The sequence below is a fragment of the Nioella sediminis genome, assembly GCF_001879695.1.
Classification (GTDB): Bacteria; Pseudomonadota; Alphaproteobacteria; order Rhodobacterales; family Rhodobacteraceae; genus Nioella; species Nioella sediminis.
Genome location: NZ_MNBL01000156.1, coordinates 1 through 18,067 on the forward strand (window position 1 = coordinate 1; position 18,067 = coordinate 18,067).

Genomic DNA, 18,067 nt, shown 5'->3' on the forward strand with positions numbered 1-18,067 from the left:
CGCAGGTCGTGCCCAAGCGCCGAGGTCAGTTGCCAGGTGACATCCTCGAAATGGCGTTGCAGGAAGGCCACCGACACGACAAGCTGCAATGACACGATGGGCACAACAAGGATCAGCGCGGCCCGGCCATAAAGCCCCCGCGGCAAGAATTGTTTGAGCCAGTCCCATTGCATGGCCCCATCTAACCCCGCGACCGGGGCAGAGGAAAGAGATATGACCGCAACCCTGTTGGAACCCGGCCTGCGCCGGATCACCGCCCCGAACCCCTCGCCCATGACCCTGCATGGCACCAACACCTTTCTGGTGGGCGAACGGGACATCGCGGTCATCGACCCCGGCCCCGCGATCGAGAGCCACCTGCACAGGATCCTCGATGCGCTCGGGCCGGATCAGCGGATCAGCCACATCCTCGTCACCCATTCGCATCTCGATCATTCCCCGCTCGCCCGCCCGCTGTCCGAGGTCACGGGGGCACCGGTTCTGGCCGCCGGTCCCAGTGAATGGGGCCGCTCGCCCGCCATGCGGAAACTGGCCGATGCGGGCGGGATCGGCGGTGGTGAGGGGGTCGACCGGGAGTTCACCCCCGACCGGATGGTCACGGATGGCGAGGTGATTACCGGCGACGGCTGGCAGATCGAGGTTGTGTCCACGCCGGGCCACATGGCCAACCACCTGTCATTCGCCTGGAACGGAGCACTCTTCTCCGGCGATCTGGTCATGGGATGGTCCACCTCGCTGATCTCGCCCCCCGATGGCGACCTCACCGCCTTCCGCAGATCGCTGACCCGGCTGGCCGCGCGCGGTGACCGTCTCTACTACCCTGCCCATGGCGAGGCCGTTCAGGATCCGGCCCTGCGCTGCCGGGAGCTGCTGGATCACCGGGCCGGACGCGAGGCGCAGATTCTGACGGCGCTGCAATCGGGCCCGGCCACCCCAGCCGAACTGACAGCCCGCATCTACACGGATCTCGACACACGCCTCGTGCCGGTCGCCGAACGCAACGTTCTGGCACATCTGATTGATCTTGTTGAAAGAAATATGGCCAGCGCACATCCGAGTCTCGCCATTTCCGCCCACTTTCACACCGCATGAGGATTTCTTCCATTTTTTCCCGCAAACCCTCTGGACGCCCGAAAACGAGATTGCTATATCCCCCCCAGTTCCGGCGTAGCTCAGCGGTAGAGCAGTTGACTGTTAATCAATTGGTCGTAGGTTCGATCCCTACCGCCGGAGCCAAAAATCCCAAGTAGATCAGAGATTTACGAGACACCTCAGCGAGGTGGCTCATTGGGTGTTTGGCGCTTGTGAGCGCATGGTCACGAATTTCCAGCTGAGCTGTCCCCCGTTGGTCCCTCTTACGTGACGAGAGACTGCGGGTCTGATGTTGATCATCCCGGGTTTCGGCTCGGGCGAAAGCGCCGGGCGCGGTGCCGTCGAATTGCTCTGTCGCTCTCACTTGCGCCCGCCCAGGCTCAGGCAGCTTCCCGCCAAGCTGAAATGCATGACTTGAGAGATCGGCAGACAACATCAGCCAGAATGACCGGCACTCATGTGGGGTAAAATAATACCACATCATTAAGCATCTGTTTTTAAATTAGAAAATTAAATCCTGAATTTAAACTAGCTGTTGACCCGCCCCCGGAAATCGTTAGAACACGCCCATCCGACGGGGGGCCATCGCCCCTCGTTCGTTCTTGAGATGATCCGAGGGTCGCATCGGCCCCGGCCCCGCAAGGAAAAGACAGATGAAAACCTTTACCGCTACCCCGGCGGATATCGACAAGAAATGGATCCTGATCGACGCCGAGGGCGTTGTTCTGGGCCGTCTTGCCTCGATCATCGCCATGCGCCTGCGCGGCAAGCACAAGGCGTCCTTCACCCCCCACATGGATATGGGTGACAACGTGATCGTCATCAATGCTGACAAGATCCAGCTGACGGGCAACAAGCGCAACAAACCCAACTACTGGCACACCGGGCACCCGGGCGGCATCAAGTCCCGCACCACCGGCCAGATCCTGGAAGGCAAGTACCCCGAACGCGTGGTCATGCAGGCTGTCAAGCGCATGCTGCCCGGCGGCCCGCTGAGCCGCAAGCAGATGACCAACCTGCGCGTCTACGCCGGTGCCGAACATCCGCATGAGGCGCAGGAGCCCACCGTGCTGGATGTGAAATCCATGAACTCCAAGAACACGCGGAGCTGATACCATGGCTGAAACCATTACCTCGCTCGAAGAGCTGCAGGCCGTGGCCGGTGGCGACGCTGCCACCCCCGCGATCGACCTCGAAACCCCTCGTGAACCGCAGCGCGACGCGCTTGGCCGTTCCTATGCCACCGGCAAGCGGAAAGACGCTGTCGCCCGCGTGTGGATCAAGCCGGGGTCCGGCAAGGTCACCGTGAACGGCAAGGAAATGAGCGCCTATTTCGCCCGTCCGGTGCTGCAGATGATCCTGCGTCAGCCCTTCACCGTCGCCGGTCGTGAAGATCAGTTCGACGTGATGGCCACCGTCAAGGGCGGCGGCCTGTCCGGCCAGGCCGGTGCGGTCAAGCACGGCATCTCGGTGGCGCTGCAGCGCTACGAGCCGTCCCTGCGCGGCGCGCTGAAAGCGGCTGGCTTCCTGACCCGTGACAGCCGCGTGGTGGAACGCAAGAAATTCGGCCGCCGCAAGGCCCGCCGGAGCTTCCAGTTCTCCAAGCGCTGATTGCGCGGAAGACTATCGCGACCATTCGAAAGGGCTGCATGTTTTGCAGCCCTTTTTTTCATGCGCGTTTTGCAGCCCTTTTTTCGTGCGCATCGGCTTTACAGAACCTGCCCTGTCAGCGCGTCAGCACCGCCGAGACCGGGGCCAACGCCACCGCCTCGGACCGGCTGCCAAGTGCCCAGGAAAACAGTGCCGTCACCGTGTCGGAATAGGTATGCCCCACGACGATCACGCCCCCTTCCTGCCCGGCGGCAAAAGCGGCGCGATCGAGATAGCGGGTGATGACCGTAGCGCGTTCGCGTTCGCTGTCGATCTCGCGGAAGAGCGTGGCCGCCGGAACTGCGGCGCGGGTCGCCGTCTGTTCGGCGGCGTTCAGCCCGCGCGGATAGGCCACCAGCCCGTGGCCGGTCTCTGCCAACACCTCGACAACCCCATCGAGCAACTCGCGCCGCCCCTGGATCGCCCCCTCGGTGGTATCGAGCACAGCCACCGCTTCCGGCAGCCGGTCAAATCCGCGCGTCAGCACCTCTTCCGCCTGCGCAGGTTCAGTGTCTTCGGTGAAAATCTCGGCCAGAAGCAGCACTTCGAACCCGGCGGCGCGATAGGTGGCGGCGGCCTCGGCGGCATCGGGGCGGCGCGGGTCGATGGCGAAGGCGACCGGGAAATCAAAGCGGGTCAGTGCGTCGCGGCCAAGCGGAAACGAGGGATCGTCGATCAGGATCACCGCCATCAAGGGGCGGGATTCCTCGGCGTCGAAGGGCGTGGCGAAGGCGTCGATGGCCCTGCGGGGCGCATCGGACTCGGCTGCGTCGCCCGTTTCGACGGGCTGGAGAGGGCGGCCAAGCGGGGCTGTTTCTGTCTGTGCCTCGGGGCCGGTCTCGATCTGCGGTAGGCCAAGCGGCGCGGGCTGTTCCTCTGCCACCGGCGGCGAGGGGTCGAGCGTGGCCGAGGGCGACGCCACCGGGGTGCCGAGCGTCGGCGCGGCGGAGGGGGCCTGAAGGCTGTCCATCGCCTCGGGCTGCGGGGCGGGTGCGGTGTCGGGCAGGCTTGGCCCGGTCGGCGTGGGCAGGGCGGTGATGGCCTGCGGCGCACCGGCGGGGGCAGTGTCGATCCCCGGCAGGGCGGCGGCGGTTTCCTCTGGCGGGCGGTTGAACTCGGACCCTGCGGGCAGCGGAATTTCCGAGGCTGGTTGCGATGCGGTGCCCTGCCCGGTCGCCGGGGCAGCATCGGGCGCGTCCGCTTCCATCGGCGCGGCCTCTGGCATGGAATCTGGCGTTTCGGTCGGTTCTACCGAGACTGCGGGCAGTTCCGACACCTGCTGCGGCGTGGGTTGGCCCTGCTGCGGACGATCGGGCAAAGGCAGCCCGAGCGACAAAATCGCCGCCCCGATGATGGCGATGAACGCACCCCAGATCAGACCTGAAATCAGACCTCTGCCCATGTCTTTCACCCTCTCGATACATGTCCTGCGCCCCGAACGGAACGCTTCACATCCAAATAGCCCCAGCCAGTGGCCGTTCTGTGGGTGCATGGGTTGACCATGCCCCGCGGCCCTGCGCATGTATAACCCGGCGCGCGGGCAAGGCGCACCCCTTTTTGCGACGAGGACCCACGGGCATGCTTCTGCTCATCGATAATTACGACAGTTTCACCTATAATCTGGTGCATTACCTGGGCGAGCTGGGATGCGTGCCGCATGTGGTGCGCAACGATGCGCTGGATGTGCAGCAGGCGATGGCGCTCAACCCCGCCGGGATCGTGCTGAGCCCCGGCCCCTGCGATCCGGCGCAGGCGGGGATCTGCCTGTCGCTGACCGCCGCCGCCGCCGAAACCGGCACGCCGCTTCTGGGCGTCTGCCTGGGTCACCAGACCATTGGCGAGGCCTTTGGCGGCAAGGTGGTGCGCTGCCACGAGATCGTGCATGGCAAGATGGGGGAAATCCATCACGCAGGCGAAGGCGTCTTCTCGGGCCTGCCCTCGCCGCTTCTGGGCACACGGTATCATTCGCTGGTCGTGGAACGAGAGAGCCTGCCGGACTGCCTGGAGGTGACCGCCTGGCTTGAGGATGGCACCATCATGGGGCTGCGCCACAAGGAATTGCCGATTGAAGGCGTGCAGTTCCACCCCGAAAGCATTCGCTCCGAACATGGGCATGCCATGCTGAAAAGCTTCCTGAAAACCGTTCCCGGCGCCCTGACGGAGGAACCGGCATGAGCGACCAGATGAAACCCCTGATCGCCGCCGTGGCCGAGCGCAGCCTGACAGCGGAAGAGGCCGAGACGGCGTTCGGCCTGCTCTTCGATGGCGAGGCGACGGACGCCCAGATCGGTGCGATGCTGATGGCGATGCGCGTGCGGGGAGAGACGGTCGAGGAGATCGCCGCCGCCGCCAAGGTGATGCGCGGCAAATGCGTGGCTGTGCACGCGCCCGAGGGCGCAATGGATATCGTCGGAACCGGCGGTGACGGCAAGGGTACGCTGAACATCTCGACCGCTACGGCCTTCGTGGTGGCAGGCGCGGGGGTGCCTGTGGCCAAGCATGGCAACCGGAACCTCAGTTCCAAGTCCGGGGCTGCGGATGCGCTCGGGCAGATGGGCGTCAAGGTGATGGTCGGTGCGCCGGTGGTGGAGAAAGCACTGAAAGAAGCAGGAATCGGCTTCATGATGGCGCCCATGCATCACCCGGCGATTGCCCATGTGATGCCGACCCGCCAGCAGCTTGGCACGCGCACGCTGTTCAATGTGCTGGGGCCGCTGACCAACCCCGCCGGTGTCAAACGCCAGCTGACCGGGGCTTTCGCGCCGTGGCTCATTCGACCCATGGCCGAGGTTCTGGGCGCTTTGGGGTCCGAGGCCGCGTGGCTGGTCCACGGATCGGACGGCACCGATGAGCTGTCGATTGCGGGTCCATCCGCCGTGGCGGCGCTGAAGGATGGCAAGATCGAGGAGTTCGAGATCACCCCCGCCGATGCGGGCCTGCCCGTGCATCCGTTCGAAGCGATCCTCGGCGGCACGCCCGAGGAGAACGGCGTGGCGTTCCGGGCGCTTCTGTCCGGTGAAGGCGGGGCCTATCGCGATGCGGTGTTGCTGAACGCGGCGGCGGCCCTGCTGGTGGCTGGCGTGGTCGACGGGTTGCCTGACGGCGTGGAAAAAGCGGCTGAAAGCATTGATTCCGGCGTGGCGCTGAAGGCGGTGGAAACACTGGCCAGGGTCACATCGGCGGCCTGAGTCGCACCGGCCCGCAAAGGGGGCGCAGAACGCGGTTTCGAAACCGCGTTGGAAGGGTTTTCGAAAACCCTTGTCCCCGCCCGGCCTCACACGTTACCCCCTGACCCATGCGTTTCGATCTGTCTCATCTGGGGTCTTGGGCCAACCTGCCATTCTTCGCGCGCGACATAAGCGGCTTAGAAGCCGCTTTGACCGCTGAACCTCGAAACTGGCTCCCCACCCCGGCGCAGGTCTTTGCCGCATTGGAAGCCTGCCCGCCGGACGCGACAAAGGTCGTCATCCTCGGCCAGGACCCATACCCGACCCCCGGCCACGCCCATGGGTTCGCCTTCTCGGCAGAACCGCATGTGCGCCCGCTGCCCCGCTCGCTGGCCAATATCTACAAGGAGATGCAGGCCGATCTGGGAGCCTGCCCGCCCAATGCCGACTTGCGGTTCTGGGCCGCGCAGGGCGTTCTGCTTCTCAACACCGTCCTGACCGTGCCCGCAGGCGAGGCCAATGGCCATGCGAAACTGGGCTGGCAGCGGCTGACAGGACAGGTGTTGGACCATCTCTCCAGCGACGGCCTACCCCGCGTCTACATGCTCTGGGGCAAGCCCGCGCAGAAAGCCGCCAAAGACGTCTCGGCAGAGCGCAATCTCAAGCTGGAAGCCCCGCACCCCTCGCCCCTTTCCGCGCATCGGGGCTTTTTTGGCGCGCGCCCCTTCTCTCGCGCGAATAACTGGTTACAAACGCAAGGGCTGACGCCCATCAACTGGACGGACCCGGGACCGACATGACCACAAGCATTCTCGACAAGATCAAGGCCTACAAGCTGGAAGACGTGGCCGCCCGCAAAGCCGCCCGGCCCATGGCCGCCGTGGAAGCCGCCGCAGAGGACGCGCCGCCGGTTCGCCCCTTCGCAGAAGCACTCAGCATTGCGTCGCGCGAAGGCTACGGGCTGATTGCCGAGGTCAAGAAGGCCAGCCCCTCCAAGGGCCTCATCCGCGCCGATTTCGACCCGCCCGCGCTGGCCCGCGCCTATGAGGCCGGGGGCGCGACCTGCCTGTCTGTCCTGACCGACACGCCCTCCTTTCAGGGGGCCGACGAGTATCTCGTTGCCGCCCGCGCCGCCGTGTCTCTGCCGGTTCTGCGTAAGGATTTCCTTTACGATCCCTACCAGGTGGCCGAGGCCCGCGCGCTCGGGGCCGATTGCATCCTGATCATCATGGCCAGCGTCTCCGACGCTCAGGCGGAAGAGCTGGAAGACGCCGCCACCCGGTGGGGTATGGATGCGCTGATTGAAGTGCATGATGGCGCGGAATTGGACCGCGCCCTGACGCTGAAATCCCGCATGATCGGCATCAACAACCGCGACCTCAATACCTTCGTCACCTCGCTAGACGTGACAAAGACGCTGGTGCGCCGCATTCCTGGCGACAGGATGGTGGTGTCCGAATCCGGGCTGAACACACCCAAGGACCTGTCCGATATCGCCATGTACGGCAGCCGCTGCTTCCTGATCGGCGAAAGCCTGATGCGGCAGGAGGATGTGGAAACCGCTACTCGGACGCTTCTGGCCAACCCTTTGCGGGCTGCGCAGTGATGGCGGGTCTCACCCATTTCGACGCCGAGGGGCAGGCCCATATGGTCGATGTCTCGGACAAGCCGGTAACGGCTCGGGTCGCGGTGGCCGAGGGCTTCGTGCGGATGACGCCCGAGACACTTGCGGCCATCACCGGTGGCGAAGCGAAGAAGGGCGATGTTCTGGGAGTCGCACGGCTGGCGGGGATCATGGGGGCCAAGAAGACATCGGACCTTATCCCGCTCTGCCATCCCCTGCCGATCACCAAAGTCGCGCTGGAGCTGGAGCCCGTGGCCGACTTGCCCGGTATCCGCATCGTGGCCACCGTCAAGACCGGCGGCCAGACCGGGGTCGAAATGGAGGCCCTGACCGCCGTCTCCACCGCCGCGCTGACCGTCTACGACATGGTGAAGGCCGTTGATAAATCAATGGAAATCACCGGCATCCGCCTGCTGCTGAAAGAGGGCGGAAAATCCGGGAGGTATGAGGCGCAGGGATGACGGCAGGCCGGTCACTGGAACTCTATTTTGTCGATGGTAAACCCGATGGGATGCTGACGGCGGAGGTATTCAACTGGACCGGACATGTCCTGCGCATTCCGCGTACACAGCTGGCAGAGGGTATTCAAAGGCCCGAAGCTTCCCAGACGGGCGTCTACTTGCTTCTCGGGGCCGATGAAGACGGTCCCCTGGCTTATGTCGGAGAAGCAGAGATGCTTTCCACTCGGATCCGAGAGCATCTACGCATTCGGAACTGGTGGTCCGAGGTCGTGATCATTACGACAAAAGGCGATGCACTAAACAAGGCTCACGTAAAGTACTTGGAATCTCGTATCGTGGAAAAAGCTTCCGCTACAGGTACTTACCGATTGGACAATGGAAACATCCCACCTCGCTCGAGCTTGAACGAAGCATCAGCCGCAAACATGGAGAGCTTTCTTTCGATGCTGGACATGGTGCTTCCTGCGATCAGGGTGGACCTGCTTCATGACAACCGACGTGGGACCACTGCACAGTCTACGCATACTCCTTCAAGCATGGATGTAGAGTTCATGGTTTCTCGTCAGAATCGAGAGATCCAGGCGCGAATGCGTGTCGTTGACGGAGAGCTGGTTGTTCTCGCTGGCGCCAGAATTCGTCCGACAGAACAGATTCCAGACTACTTAAAAGGGACGCTAAAACATCGTCAGACGCTGCATTCATCAGGCGATATCAAAGTCCACGAGAATTATGAAGAACTGCTAAAAGACTACGCGTTCAACAGTCCATCAGGTGCTAGCGACTTTGTTTTGGGGGTTTCTTCGAGCGGCCCGAAGGAATGGATTCACGAACGAACTCGACAGACCTATGCCGATTGGGAAGCGGAGCAACTCGAAAGGGCACCGCGATGATCACCGTTGATGAGGCCCTCGCCGCCTGTCTGGCGCTAGCCGATCCGCTACCCTGCGAAGAGGTGCCGTTGATCAACGCCAATGGCCGGGTTCTGGCGCGGGCGGCGACTGCGCGGAGGGATCAGCCGCCTTTTGCCGCCTCGGCGATGGATGGCTACGCGGTGACGGCAGAGGCTCCCCGGCCCGGTGATCGTTTCGACGTGATCGGAGAGGCGGCGGCGGGTCATGTCTGGAACGGCCAACTTGGCGACGGACAGGCGGTGCGCATCTTTACCGGGGCGCCGGTGCCGGACGGTGTGGCGCGGGTGATCATCCAGGAGGATGTGACGCGCGAGGGCGATGTGATCACCCTGGGCGACCGGCTGGATCACCAGACCAATATCCGCCCCGCTGGCGGCGATTTTCTGACCGGCGACGCGCTGGACGCCCCGCGCATCCTGCGCCCCGCCGATCTGGCGCTGGCCGCCGCCATGAACCTGCCCACCCTGCCCGTCACCCGCAAACCCGTCGTGGCGCTGATTGCCACCGGCGATGAGCTGGTGCAGCCCGGCGACACCCCGCGGCCTGACCAGATCGTGGCCTCGAATTCCTATGGGTTGAAGGCGCTGGCGGAGGCTGCCGGGGCGCATGCCCGCCTGCTGCCGATTGCGCGCGACACGGTCGAGAGTCTCGCCAGCACGCTGAAACTGGCAGCCGATGCCGATATCATCGTGACCATCGGCGGCGCGTCTGTGGGCGATCATGACCTTGTGGCGCGGGTGGCTGCTGCTGAGGGGCTGGAGCGGAGTTTCTACAAGGTGGCGCTCAGACCCGGCAAGCCGCTGATGGCGGGGCGCATGGGCAAGGCGGCGCTGCTCGGCCTGCCCGGCAACCCGGTGTCTGCCATGGTCTGTGGGCAGATTTTTCTTGTGCCGATGATCCGGGCGATGCTGGGTCTGGGCAAGGCCCCTGCCCCGCGTGAAACGGCGGAACTGGCGGTGGACCTGCCGCAGAACGGCCCGCGTGAACACTACATGCGCGCGGTGTTGCAGCCGGGCGGCCGGTTTCCGCGGGTATCACCGGACCCGCGTCAGGATTCCTCGCTGCTCAGCGTCCTGTCCCGCGCCGATGCGCTTATGATCTACCCCCCCTCGGCAGGTCCGCTCAAAGCCGGGGCGCTTGTGGATATCTTGCGACTCTGACCCAAGATGTTGACACGAAGCGGGAACAGCGGTAGAACATTCCCCGAACAGACGTGATTTCCGTTAGGGGAGCCCTGCGATGCTGACCAAGAAGCAGCTGGACCTGCTGGAGCTTATTCACCGCCGCATGCAGCGTGACGGGGTGCCGCCTTCGTTCGACGAAATGAAGGATGCGCTGGACCTGCGCTCGAAATCCGGCATCCACCGGTTGATCACGGCGCTGGAGGAACGCGGTTTCATCCGGCGGCTGGCCCACAGGGCGCGCGCGATCGAGATCGTGAAACTGCCTGAAAGCCTGGAAACCAAACTGGGCGGCTTCACCCCCCGCGTGATCGAAGGCAGCCGCGCCGATCCGCCCCGCGACGCGCGCCCCGTGGCCGCCGCCTCTGCCATCGACCTGCCGGTGATGGGACGCATCGCCGCCGGGACGCCCATTGAGGCGATCAGCGAGGTGTCCACCCATGTGGCCGTGCCCCAGCAGATGCTGGGATCGGGCAAATCGCATTACGCGCTGGAGGTGAAGGGCGACTCGATGATCGAGGCCGGGATCAACGAGGGCGACATCGTGGTGATCGAGGAAGGCTCGACCGCTGATAATGGCGATATCGTCGTGGCGCTTGTCGAAGGCTATGAAGCGACGCTGAAACGGTTCCGCAAGAAAGGCAACATGATCGCGCTGGAAGCGGCCAACCCCGCCTATCAAACCCGGATGCTGCGCGACGATCAGGTCAAGGTGCAGGGCAAGCTTGTCGGGCTGATCCGCACCTATTGATCCGTCTTTCAGGCCGGTCTGACCGGCGCTGTTGTCTTCTTTCCTGCGCTTTGCCTTCCCCGGGGTTTCGCCGCGCATCGCGCGTCGACCCGAGAGCGGCCCTCCTCAACCCCCGGCTGACGCCGGAGGCCTCGTCGATCCGCGTTGCCACGGACATGTGGCAGGGTTCGGTGCTGAACCGAAGACCCTGGGACTGGTGGCCGATGACCCATCGCGGAGATCCGCGCGGGCACCCCGTTGGTCAGCGGGATGTCGGCACCCAGGGACGCCGCCCCTGCAATGCACGGGCCGTGACAACCCGCAGCCCATTCTCCCCCGCCGCAAGTGCGATGGCCCCGGTTTGCGACAGGATGTCCGGGCCGATCATGACACAGGCCGCGCCCTCCCTGCTTCTGTCGGCCATGGCCGCCCCTGACCTCACGCCCAGTCCAAAGTCCGTGACACCCCCAAGCCCGCTTTCCGACCGCTCGGAGGTGATCACCCAGTCATGCACGGCGCAGGCTCGGGCAAGATCCCGCGCAGCCCGGCGCCCGACCCCGTGCCACAGGGACAACCCGCCGATCTCCACCGCCTGCCCGGCCCCGTCCGCACCCCAGGCCGGACGCGCAAAACCCCCGGCCTGATCCGCGCCATCACCGTCATTTTCCAGCCACAGCCCCGCGACGAAACCGTCACCCCGCGCACGGCTGAGCGCACGCCCCTCCTCGGTCATCATCCCGACCAGCCGCCCCGAGGGTGAAATCAACAACGACGGGCGCTCTCCGCCCGACCAGAGCAGAAGCGCCAGCGCCGCCGGGGCAAGTCCCGTCCAGCGTCCGCGCCCTTGCCACAGGATCACGACCAGCGCCCCGAGGGTCAGCAGCGGCAACACCTCCGCCGGGGGCATCTTGATGGTCCGAACCGCGCCCTCCATGCCCGAGATGCGCTCGGCCACGGCAAGGATCCAGACCAGCCCCGCCTCCATCACCCGGAAGGCAAGGACCTCCAACCCGAGAGGCCAGAGCAACATGGCCACCACCGCCGCGGGAACCACGAGGCTGCCCATGACAGGCACCGTCAGCAGGTTTGCGGCCAGCCCGTAGGATGCCAGCATGTTGAAATGCGCCGCCGCGAAGGGGGCCGTTGCCAGCCCCGCCACACCAGAGGACAGGACCAGCCCAAGCAGCCAGCGCGCCCATGCAGGCCACGCGCGCAGCCGCTCGACGCGGGACATGCCGGTGAAGACCGCCACCAGTGCGGTCGTGGCGGCGAAACTCATCTGGAATCCGGGGCCAAGCAGGGAGTCGGGGCGATGCGCCAGAACGATCAGCGCCGCTATGGCGACCGAGCGCAAGGTAACGGCGCGCCGGTCCAGCAGAACCGCCGTGAACATCACTGCCACCTGAATGAAGGCGCGTTCGGTGGCGACGTTGCCCCCTGCCACGGCGAGGTAGAAGGCCCCGGCGGCCAAGGCCCCGACGGCGGCGATCTTCTTGGTGGGGATACGCAGGGCAAGCGGCGGGATCAGCGACAGGCAGGAGCGCAGGCACAGAAAGACGAAACCGATCAGCAATCCCATATGCAGGCCGGAAATGGCCAGAAGATGGGCGATATTGGTGCGCCGCAGGGTCTCCAGCGTTTCGGTCGATATGCCGGAGCGGTCTCCGGTCATGACGGCAGCGGCGAAGGCGCCGGGTTCGCCAGTGATCCGCTCCTGTATCGCACGGGACAGCCGCATGCGCAGATGCAACAGCGGCAGGACGCGCTCCGGGCGCGGTTCCAGCAGGAGGGCTGGATTGCGGGTATATCCGACCGCGCCGATGGACAGGAACCAGGCGTGTCGCTGGAAGTCGAAACCACCGGGCTCTCCCGGTCCTTCCGGGGGCGACAGATGGCCGGTCAGGGCAACACGCGCACCGGGTTCCGGCGTCAGGAACGGCTGGTCACCGTGAAGCGAGACGCGTACCCGCCGGGGCACGCGGTCGGGGTCGGTGTCGGCCAGCACGACCCGATCCAGCGTCAGGCGCAACCGGTCCGAAGCGGACCGGTCCACCACCACGATCCGCCCTTCGATGGGGCCATAGTAGCGAAATCCCAGAACCGGCCCCGCCACCTGAGCCGTCCGCAAGCCCGCCGTGCAAAGCCCGAGCGCGACAAGCAGCACCGCGGTCGCCAAAGGCCCAAGCGTTTCGCGTCGCCATCGGCCAAGGAACGCGGCCAGAAGGGCCGCCGCCCCGGCCAGGCCATACGCCATGCGTCCCGGTTCCACCGGCAGGGCGAAATACATCGCCACCCCGATCCCGAAAAAGACCGGGGACCAGGGCATCAGATAGCCCCGCTGGCCCTGCTGGACCGCATTCAACCAGTGCCACAGCCGCACTTGCCACCCCTTCCGGGCTTGCCTAAACCTGCGCGCAGATGACTGTGCGGCCTCATGGTTGCCAAACTGTTAACGCGCGGCGCCCCGCTTGGGCCCACGTGCCCCGGAAAGGACCTTCGATGACCTCTGATGTCGTGACCCGCTTCGCCCCCTCGCCCACGGGCTTCCTGCATATCGGCGGCGCGCGGACGGCGCTGTTCAACTGGCTCTATGCGCGCGGCCGGGGCGGCACCTTCCTGCTGCGCATCGAGGATACCGACCGGGAACGCTCCACCCCCGAGGCAACGCAGGCCATTCTGAACGGGCTGACCTGGCTCGGGTTGGACTGGGACGGCGAACCGATCAGCCAATTCGCCCGCTGCGACCGCCATGCCGAGGTGGCGCGAGAGATGCTTGCGGCAGGTCACGCCTATAAATGCTTCGCCACGCAGGAGGAGATTCAGGCTTTCCGCGAGGCGGCCAAGGCCGAGGGCCGCTCGACCCTTTTCCTCAGCCCGTGGCGCGATGTGGCGGAGGCCGACCACCCTGACGCGCCCTATGTGATCCGGCTGAAAGCCCCGCGTGAAGGCGTGACGGTGATCCGCGATCAGGTGCAGGGCGATGTCACGATCCGCAACGACCAGCTCGACGATATGATCCTGCTGCGCTCGGATGGGACGCCCACCTATATGCATGCGGTTGTGGTGGACGATCATGACATGGGCGTGACCCATGTGATCCGGGGTGACGATCACCTGAACAACGCCGCCCGTCAGGCGCAGATCTATCATGCCATGGGCTGGCCGGAACCGGTCTGGGCGCATATCCCGCTGATCCACGGGCCCGATGGAAAGAAACTGTCCAAACGGCACGGCGCTCTCGGGGTCGAGGAATATGCCGCCATGGGCTACCCGCCCGCCGCGATGCGCAACTATCTGGCGCGGCTTGGCTGGAGCCATGGGGATGATGAGCTGTTCAGCGACGATCAGGCGAAAGAGTGGTTCGACCTGAAGGGAATCGGCAAATCGCCCGCGCGGCTTGATTTCAAGAAGCTCGAACATGTGGCCAGCCATCATATCGGGGCCATGGCCGATGACGATTTGGTGTCTGAAATCGAGCGTTTCTTGGTGGCAACGCAGCAACCCGCGCTTTCGCAGGCGCAGAAAGACGGGCTGGCCGCTGCGATGTATTGCCTCAAGGATCGGGCAAAGTCACTTCCTCAACTCCTTGAAAAGGCGCACTTTGTCTTGACGGAACGCCCATTGGATCGGGATGAGAAGTCGCTGGCCGCGCTGACAGATGTATCCCGTGGTATACTGGCAGAATTGACGCCGCAGTTGCAAAATGCTAGCTGGACACGCGACACGCTGGAGGCGACAGTTTCCGAAGTGGCCGAACGCCACGATCTGAAACTGGGCAAGCTTGCACCGGCCCTGAGGGCCGCGTTGGCAGGCCGCCCCGTCAGCCCGAGCGTTTTCGACATGATGCTCGTCATCGGCCGGGAGGAGACACTTGCCCGCCTGACGGAGGCCGCAGCCGAATGACCTGAGTGTGTCGTGGCTGCCTGCGAATAGAGGGGCCCGGGCAACCGGTCCCTGAACACCGCCTGATGACCCCATCGGGCAGGCTTTTTGAAGAGGGACTCAGGATGGCAGACAAAAGAACCGCGACGCTCACGTTCGACAACAAGACATTCGAGCTGCCAATGCACTCGCCCAGTGTCGGCCCCGACGTGATCGACATCGGCAAGCTCTACGGTCAGGCGGGCGTCTTCACTCACGATCCCGGCTTCACCTCGACCTCGGCCTGCGAATCCACCATCACCTATATCGACGGCGATGCGGGCGTGCTGCTGCATCGCGGCTATCCGATCGACCAGTTGGCGGAGAAATCGCATTACCTCGAAGTGTGCTATCTGCTGCTGTATGGTGAGCTGCCGACCGCGACCCAGTTGGAAGATTTTGAAGATCGCGTGACCCGTCACACGATGGTGCATGAACAGATGCACAACTTCTTCCGCGGGTTCCGGCGCGATGCGCATCCGATGGCCACGATGGTGGGCGTTGTCGGCGCGATGTCGGCCTTCTACCACGACTCCACCGACATCTCGGACCCGTGGCAGCGCGAGGTCGCTTCGATCCGCCTGATCGCCAAGCTGCCGACCATTGCCGCGATGGCCTATAAATACTCGATCGGTCAGCCCTTCGTCTATCCGCGCAACGATTGCGACTATGCCACCAACTTCCTGCGCATGTGCTTCGCCGTCCCGGCAGAGGAATACCAGCCCGACCCGATCCTGAGCCGCGCGATGGACCGGATCTTTACCCTGCATGCGGATCACGAACAGAACGCGTCCACCTCGACCGTGCGTCTGGCCGGATCGTCGGGCGCCAACCCGTTCGCCTGTATCGCCGCCGGTATCGCCTGCCTTTGGGGCCCCGCCCATGGCGGCGCCAACCAGGCCTGTCTGGAGATGCTGAAAGAAATCGGCACTGTTGACCGCATCCCCGAATATATCGCGCGGGCCAAGGACAAGAACGACCCCTTCCGCCTGATGGGCTTCGGCCACCGGGTCTACAAGAACTTCGATCCGCGCGCGACGGTGATGAAGAAATCGGCGGACGAGGTGCTGGACCTTCTGGGCGTTGAAAACAACCCGCTGCTGCAGGTCGCCAAGGAACTGGAACGCATCGCGTTGGAGGACGAGTATTTCTCCGAGAAGAAGCTTTTCCCGAACGTGGATTTCTATTCCGGCATCATCCTGGAGGCCATGGGCTTCCCCACCTCGATGTTCACCCCGATCTTCGCCCTGTCGCGGACTGTCGGCTGGATTTCCCAGTGGAAAGAGATGATCGCCGACCCGAAAGGCAAGATCGGCCGTCCGCGCCAGCTCTATACCGGGGCCACCTACCGCGAATACACGGATATCGAGAACCGCTGAGCGGTGCCTCGCACGATTTCGAAAGGCCGTCCCACGGGGCGGCCTTTCCGCATCCCGCCCTTGCGCGTCGCGGCCCTCTGCCCCATCTGCCCGGAATGACACGGATAATCCTGACCGCACTGAACCTGTCTCTGCTGGTTCTGTTCCCTCTGGCCTGGGTCGCACCCCTGATGCGGGCGGGGCTGTTGCCGCTCTTCGGACTAAACGAGATATCGGTTTTGTCCGGCGTTATGGCGCTGTGGGAGGAGGACGTGCTGCTGGCGCTGGTCGTTGCGCTCTTTGCCATTGTCGCGCCCATTCTGAAGACGGCAGGGCTGGCGCTGATCCATTTCCGCATGACCGACAGCCGTCTGCTGGCCCCGCTCACCGCGCTTGGCAAGCTCGCCATGGCGGATGTGTTCCTGATTGCCATCTATATCACACTGGCCAAGGGTGTTGGCGTGGGCCGGGTGGAAACCGCGTGGGGGCTGTGGCTCTTCACCGGCTGTGTGCTGGCCAGTTTCGGGATCAGCCTGGCCACCTCGGCACTGGCCAAGCGCGGGGGCTTGGGCTAAGCCAATCCAATGGCAAAACCCGTCACCCAATTCGTCTGTTCCGCCTGCGGCGCCACCCACAAGAAATGGGCAGGCCGCTGCGATGCCTGTGGCGAGTGGAATTCCATTCAGGAAGAAACGCCGCTGTCCATGGGCCCCGGTGCCAAGGGGCTTGGGGGCATGAAGGGCAAGGGCATGGCGCTGACCGATCTGGCGACGGAAGAACGCCCGCCCGCACGCGACGGATCGGGGATTGCTGAATTTGACCGAGTGCTCGGTGGCGGGCTGGTCGGGGCCAGCGCCACGCTGGTCGGCGGTGACCCCGGTATCGGGAAATCCACGCTTCTGTTGCAGGCAGCCGCCAGTTTCGCGCGCACGGGCCTCAAGGTGATCTATGTCTCGGGCGAGGAAGCGACGGCGCAGGTCCGTATGCGCGCGCAGCGGCTAGGGCTTGGCGACAGCCCGGTAAAGCTCGCCGCAGAAACCAACCTGCGCGACATCCTGACGACGCTGGACACCGAAAAGCCCGACCTCGTGGTGATCGATTCCATCCAGACCATGTGGCTCGATACCGTGGACAGCGCGCCGGGGTCCGTCAGTCAGGTCCGCGCCGCCGCGCATGAACTGGTGAGCTTCGCAAAGCGCAAGGGCGTCAGCGTGATGCTGGTGGGCCATGTCACCAAGGAAGGCCAGATCGCTGGCCCCCGTGTGGTGGAACATATGGTCGACACCGTGCTCTATTTCGAAGGCGAACGCGGCCATCAGTTCCGTATCCTGCGCAGCGTCAAGAACCGCTTTGGCCCGGCGGATGAGATCGGCGTCTTCGAGATGACCGGCGGCGGATTGGCCGAAGTGCCCAACCCCTCTGCCCTGTTCCTGTCCGACCGGCAGGCGCGCGCGCCGGGGTCGGTGGTGTTTGCAGGCATCGAAGGGACGCGCCCCGTTCTGGTCGAGGTACAGGCCCTTGTCGCGCCCTCGTCGCTCAGCCAGCCTCGCCGCGCGGTTGTGGGCTGGGATGGCGGCAGATTGTCGATGATCCTGGCCGTGCTGGAGGCGCGGGTGGGCATCAGCTTTCAGGGGCTCGACGTTTATCTCAACATAGCGGGCGGCATGCGCATCTCGGAACCCGCTGCCGATCTGGCCGTGGCCGCCGCGCTTTTGTCCGCGCGAGAGGACGAAGCCCTGCCCGCAACATGCGTCGTTTTCGGCGAATTGAGCCTTTCCGGCGCGTTACGCCCGGTCTCTCAGGCCGAAAACAGGTTGAAAGAGGCGCGGAAACTTGGTTTTTCCTCCGCAATCGCACCTGAGGGATGCAAAATCACCGACGGGGCTGATATGGATTTGAAACTGATGCCGGACCTGGCCCGGTTTACTGGTGATATTTTCGGCGCAGGCTGACCGGCCCGAGCCACGAGGGA

At 64.5% G+C, this 18,067-nt stretch carries 17 protein-coding genes and 1 tRNA gene; 16 read left to right on the top strand and 2 right to left on the bottom strand.

Translation table 11 applies throughout. The features are described 5' to 3' along the window. The first annotated feature begins 213 nt into the window (after positions 1-213). From BKY26_RS17415 to rpsI, 4 genes are all read left to right on the top strand, one after another. A complete protein-coding gene (locus BKY26_RS17415) occupies positions 214-1,092 on the top strand; it encodes an MBL fold metallo-hydrolase (RefSeq protein ID WP_131541929.1) in 879 nt (292 codons plus the stop codon). A 69-nt stretch (positions 1,093-1,161) separates the two neighbouring features. Then, positions 1,162-1,236, top strand: a tRNA-Asn gene (locus BKY26_RS17420). A 509-nt stretch (positions 1,237-1,745) separates the two neighbouring features. Continuing rightward, positions 1,746-2,204, top strand: a complete 459-nt coding sequence (rplM, locus tag BKY26_RS17425; protein WP_071691649.1) for a 50S ribosomal protein L13 — start codon at positions 1,746-1,748, stop codon at positions 2,202-2,204. 4 nt (positions 2,205-2,208) lie between these two features. After that, positions 2,209-2,703: a 30S ribosomal protein S9 gene (rpsI, locus tag BKY26_RS17430; protein WP_071691650.1), complete on the top strand. Its 495-nt coding sequence runs from the start codon at positions 2,209-2,211 to the stop codon at positions 2,701-2,703. Positions 2,704-2,818: 115 nt separating this feature from the next. On the opposite strand, the gene BKY26_RS17435 is transcribed toward rpsI, so the two are convergent. Further along, positions 2,819-4,144: a polysaccharide deacteylase family 2 protein gene (locus BKY26_RS17435; protein WP_071691651.1), complete on the bottom strand. Its 1,326-nt coding sequence runs from the start codon at positions 4,142-4,144 to the stop codon at positions 2,819-2,821. A gap of 176 nt (positions 4,145-4,320) precedes the next feature. Between BKY26_RS17435 and BKY26_RS17440 the strand changes: the two genes are divergently transcribed. The 8 genes from BKY26_RS17440 to lexA all read left to right on the top strand — a co-directional run bounded on the left by BKY26_RS17440 (position 4,321) and on the right by lexA (position 10,837). Continuing rightward, positions 4,321-4,917, top strand: a complete 597-nt coding sequence (locus tag BKY26_RS17440; RefSeq protein WP_071691652.1) for an aminodeoxychorismate/anthranilate synthase component II — start codon at positions 4,321-4,323, stop codon at positions 4,915-4,917. Further along, positions 4,914-5,930, top strand: a complete 1,017-nt coding sequence (gene trpD, locus BKY26_RS17445; RefSeq protein ID WP_071691653.1) for an anthranilate phosphoribosyltransferase — start codon at positions 4,914-4,916, stop codon at positions 5,928-5,930. The genes BKY26_RS17440 and trpD overlap by 4 nt, the downstream gene beginning before the upstream one ends. 107 nt (positions 5,931-6,037) lie before the next feature. Further along, positions 6,038-6,709 carry a uracil-DNA glycosylase gene (locus tag BKY26_RS17450; RefSeq protein ID WP_071691654.1) on the top strand — a complete coding sequence of 224 codons (672 nt, stop codon included), beginning with the start codon at positions 6,038-6,040 and terminating at the stop codon, positions 6,707-6,709. Next, on the top strand, positions 6,706-7,515 hold the full coding sequence (trpC, locus tag BKY26_RS17455) for an indole-3-glycerol phosphate synthase TrpC (protein ID WP_071691655.1): 810 nt from the start codon (positions 6,706-6,708) through the stop codon (positions 7,513-7,515). Before BKY26_RS17450 ends, trpC begins: the two co-directional genes overlap by 4 nt. Continuing rightward, positions 7,515-7,994 carry a cyclic pyranopterin monophosphate synthase MoaC gene (gene moaC, locus BKY26_RS17460; RefSeq protein ID WP_071691656.1) on the top strand — a complete coding sequence of 160 codons (480 nt, stop codon included), beginning with the start codon at positions 7,515-7,517 and terminating at the stop codon, positions 7,992-7,994. Before trpC ends, moaC begins: the two co-directional genes overlap by 1 nt. Further along, positions 7,991-8,884: a GIY-YIG nuclease family protein gene (locus BKY26_RS17465; RefSeq protein WP_071691657.1), complete on the top strand. Its 894-nt coding sequence runs from the start codon at positions 7,991-7,993 to the stop codon at positions 8,882-8,884. The genes moaC and BKY26_RS17465 overlap by 4 nt, the downstream gene beginning before the upstream one ends. Continuing rightward, the gene (locus tag BKY26_RS17470) at positions 8,881-10,065 is read left to right on the top strand and encodes a molybdopterin molybdotransferase MoeA (RefSeq protein WP_071691658.1); all 1,185 of its coding nucleotides are present in this window, start codon (positions 8,881-8,883) and stop codon (positions 10,063-10,065) included. Before BKY26_RS17465 ends, BKY26_RS17470 begins: the two co-directional genes overlap by 4 nt. A gap of 79 nt (positions 10,066-10,144) precedes the next feature. Continuing rightward, complete coding sequence (gene lexA, locus BKY26_RS17475; protein ID WP_071691659.1) at positions 10,145-10,837, top strand: transcriptional repressor LexA; 693 nt, start codon at positions 10,145-10,147, stop codon at positions 10,835-10,837. 241 nt (positions 10,838-11,078) lie between these two features. Here lexA and BKY26_RS17480 read toward each other — a convergent pair whose 3' ends face one another. Beyond that, the gene (locus BKY26_RS17480) at positions 11,079-13,142 is read right to left on the bottom strand and encodes a ComEC/Rec2 family competence protein (protein WP_071691675.1); all 2,064 of its coding nucleotides are present in this window, start codon (positions 13,140-13,142) and stop codon (positions 11,079-11,081) included. 173 nt (positions 13,143-13,315) lie between these two features. Between BKY26_RS17480 and gltX the strand changes: the two genes are divergently transcribed. The 4 genes from gltX (at position 13,316) to radA (ending at position 18,047) form a co-directional block, all read left to right on the top strand. Continuing rightward, entirely contained in the window at positions 13,316-14,719 is a 1,404-nt protein-coding gene (gene gltX / locus BKY26_RS17485; protein ID WP_071691660.1) for a glutamate--tRNA ligase, read from the top strand. 104 nt (positions 14,720-14,823) lie between these two features. Then, positions 14,824-16,116 carry a citrate synthase gene (gene gltA, locus BKY26_RS17490; RefSeq protein ID WP_071691661.1) on the top strand — a complete coding sequence of 431 codons (1,293 nt, stop codon included), beginning with the start codon at positions 14,824-14,826 and terminating at the stop codon, positions 16,114-16,116. A 95-nt stretch (positions 16,117-16,211) separates the two neighbouring features. Next, positions 16,212-16,670: a paraquat-inducible protein A gene (locus tag BKY26_RS17495; protein ID WP_071691662.1), complete on the top strand. Its 459-nt coding sequence runs from the start codon at positions 16,212-16,214 to the stop codon at positions 16,668-16,670. Positions 16,671-16,679: 9 nt separating this feature from the next. Continuing rightward, positions 16,680-18,047, top strand: a complete 1,368-nt coding sequence (radA, locus tag BKY26_RS17500) for a DNA repair protein RadA (RefSeq protein WP_071691663.1) — start codon at positions 16,680-16,682, stop codon at positions 18,045-18,047. Positions 18,048-18,067: the final 20 nt, after the last annotated feature.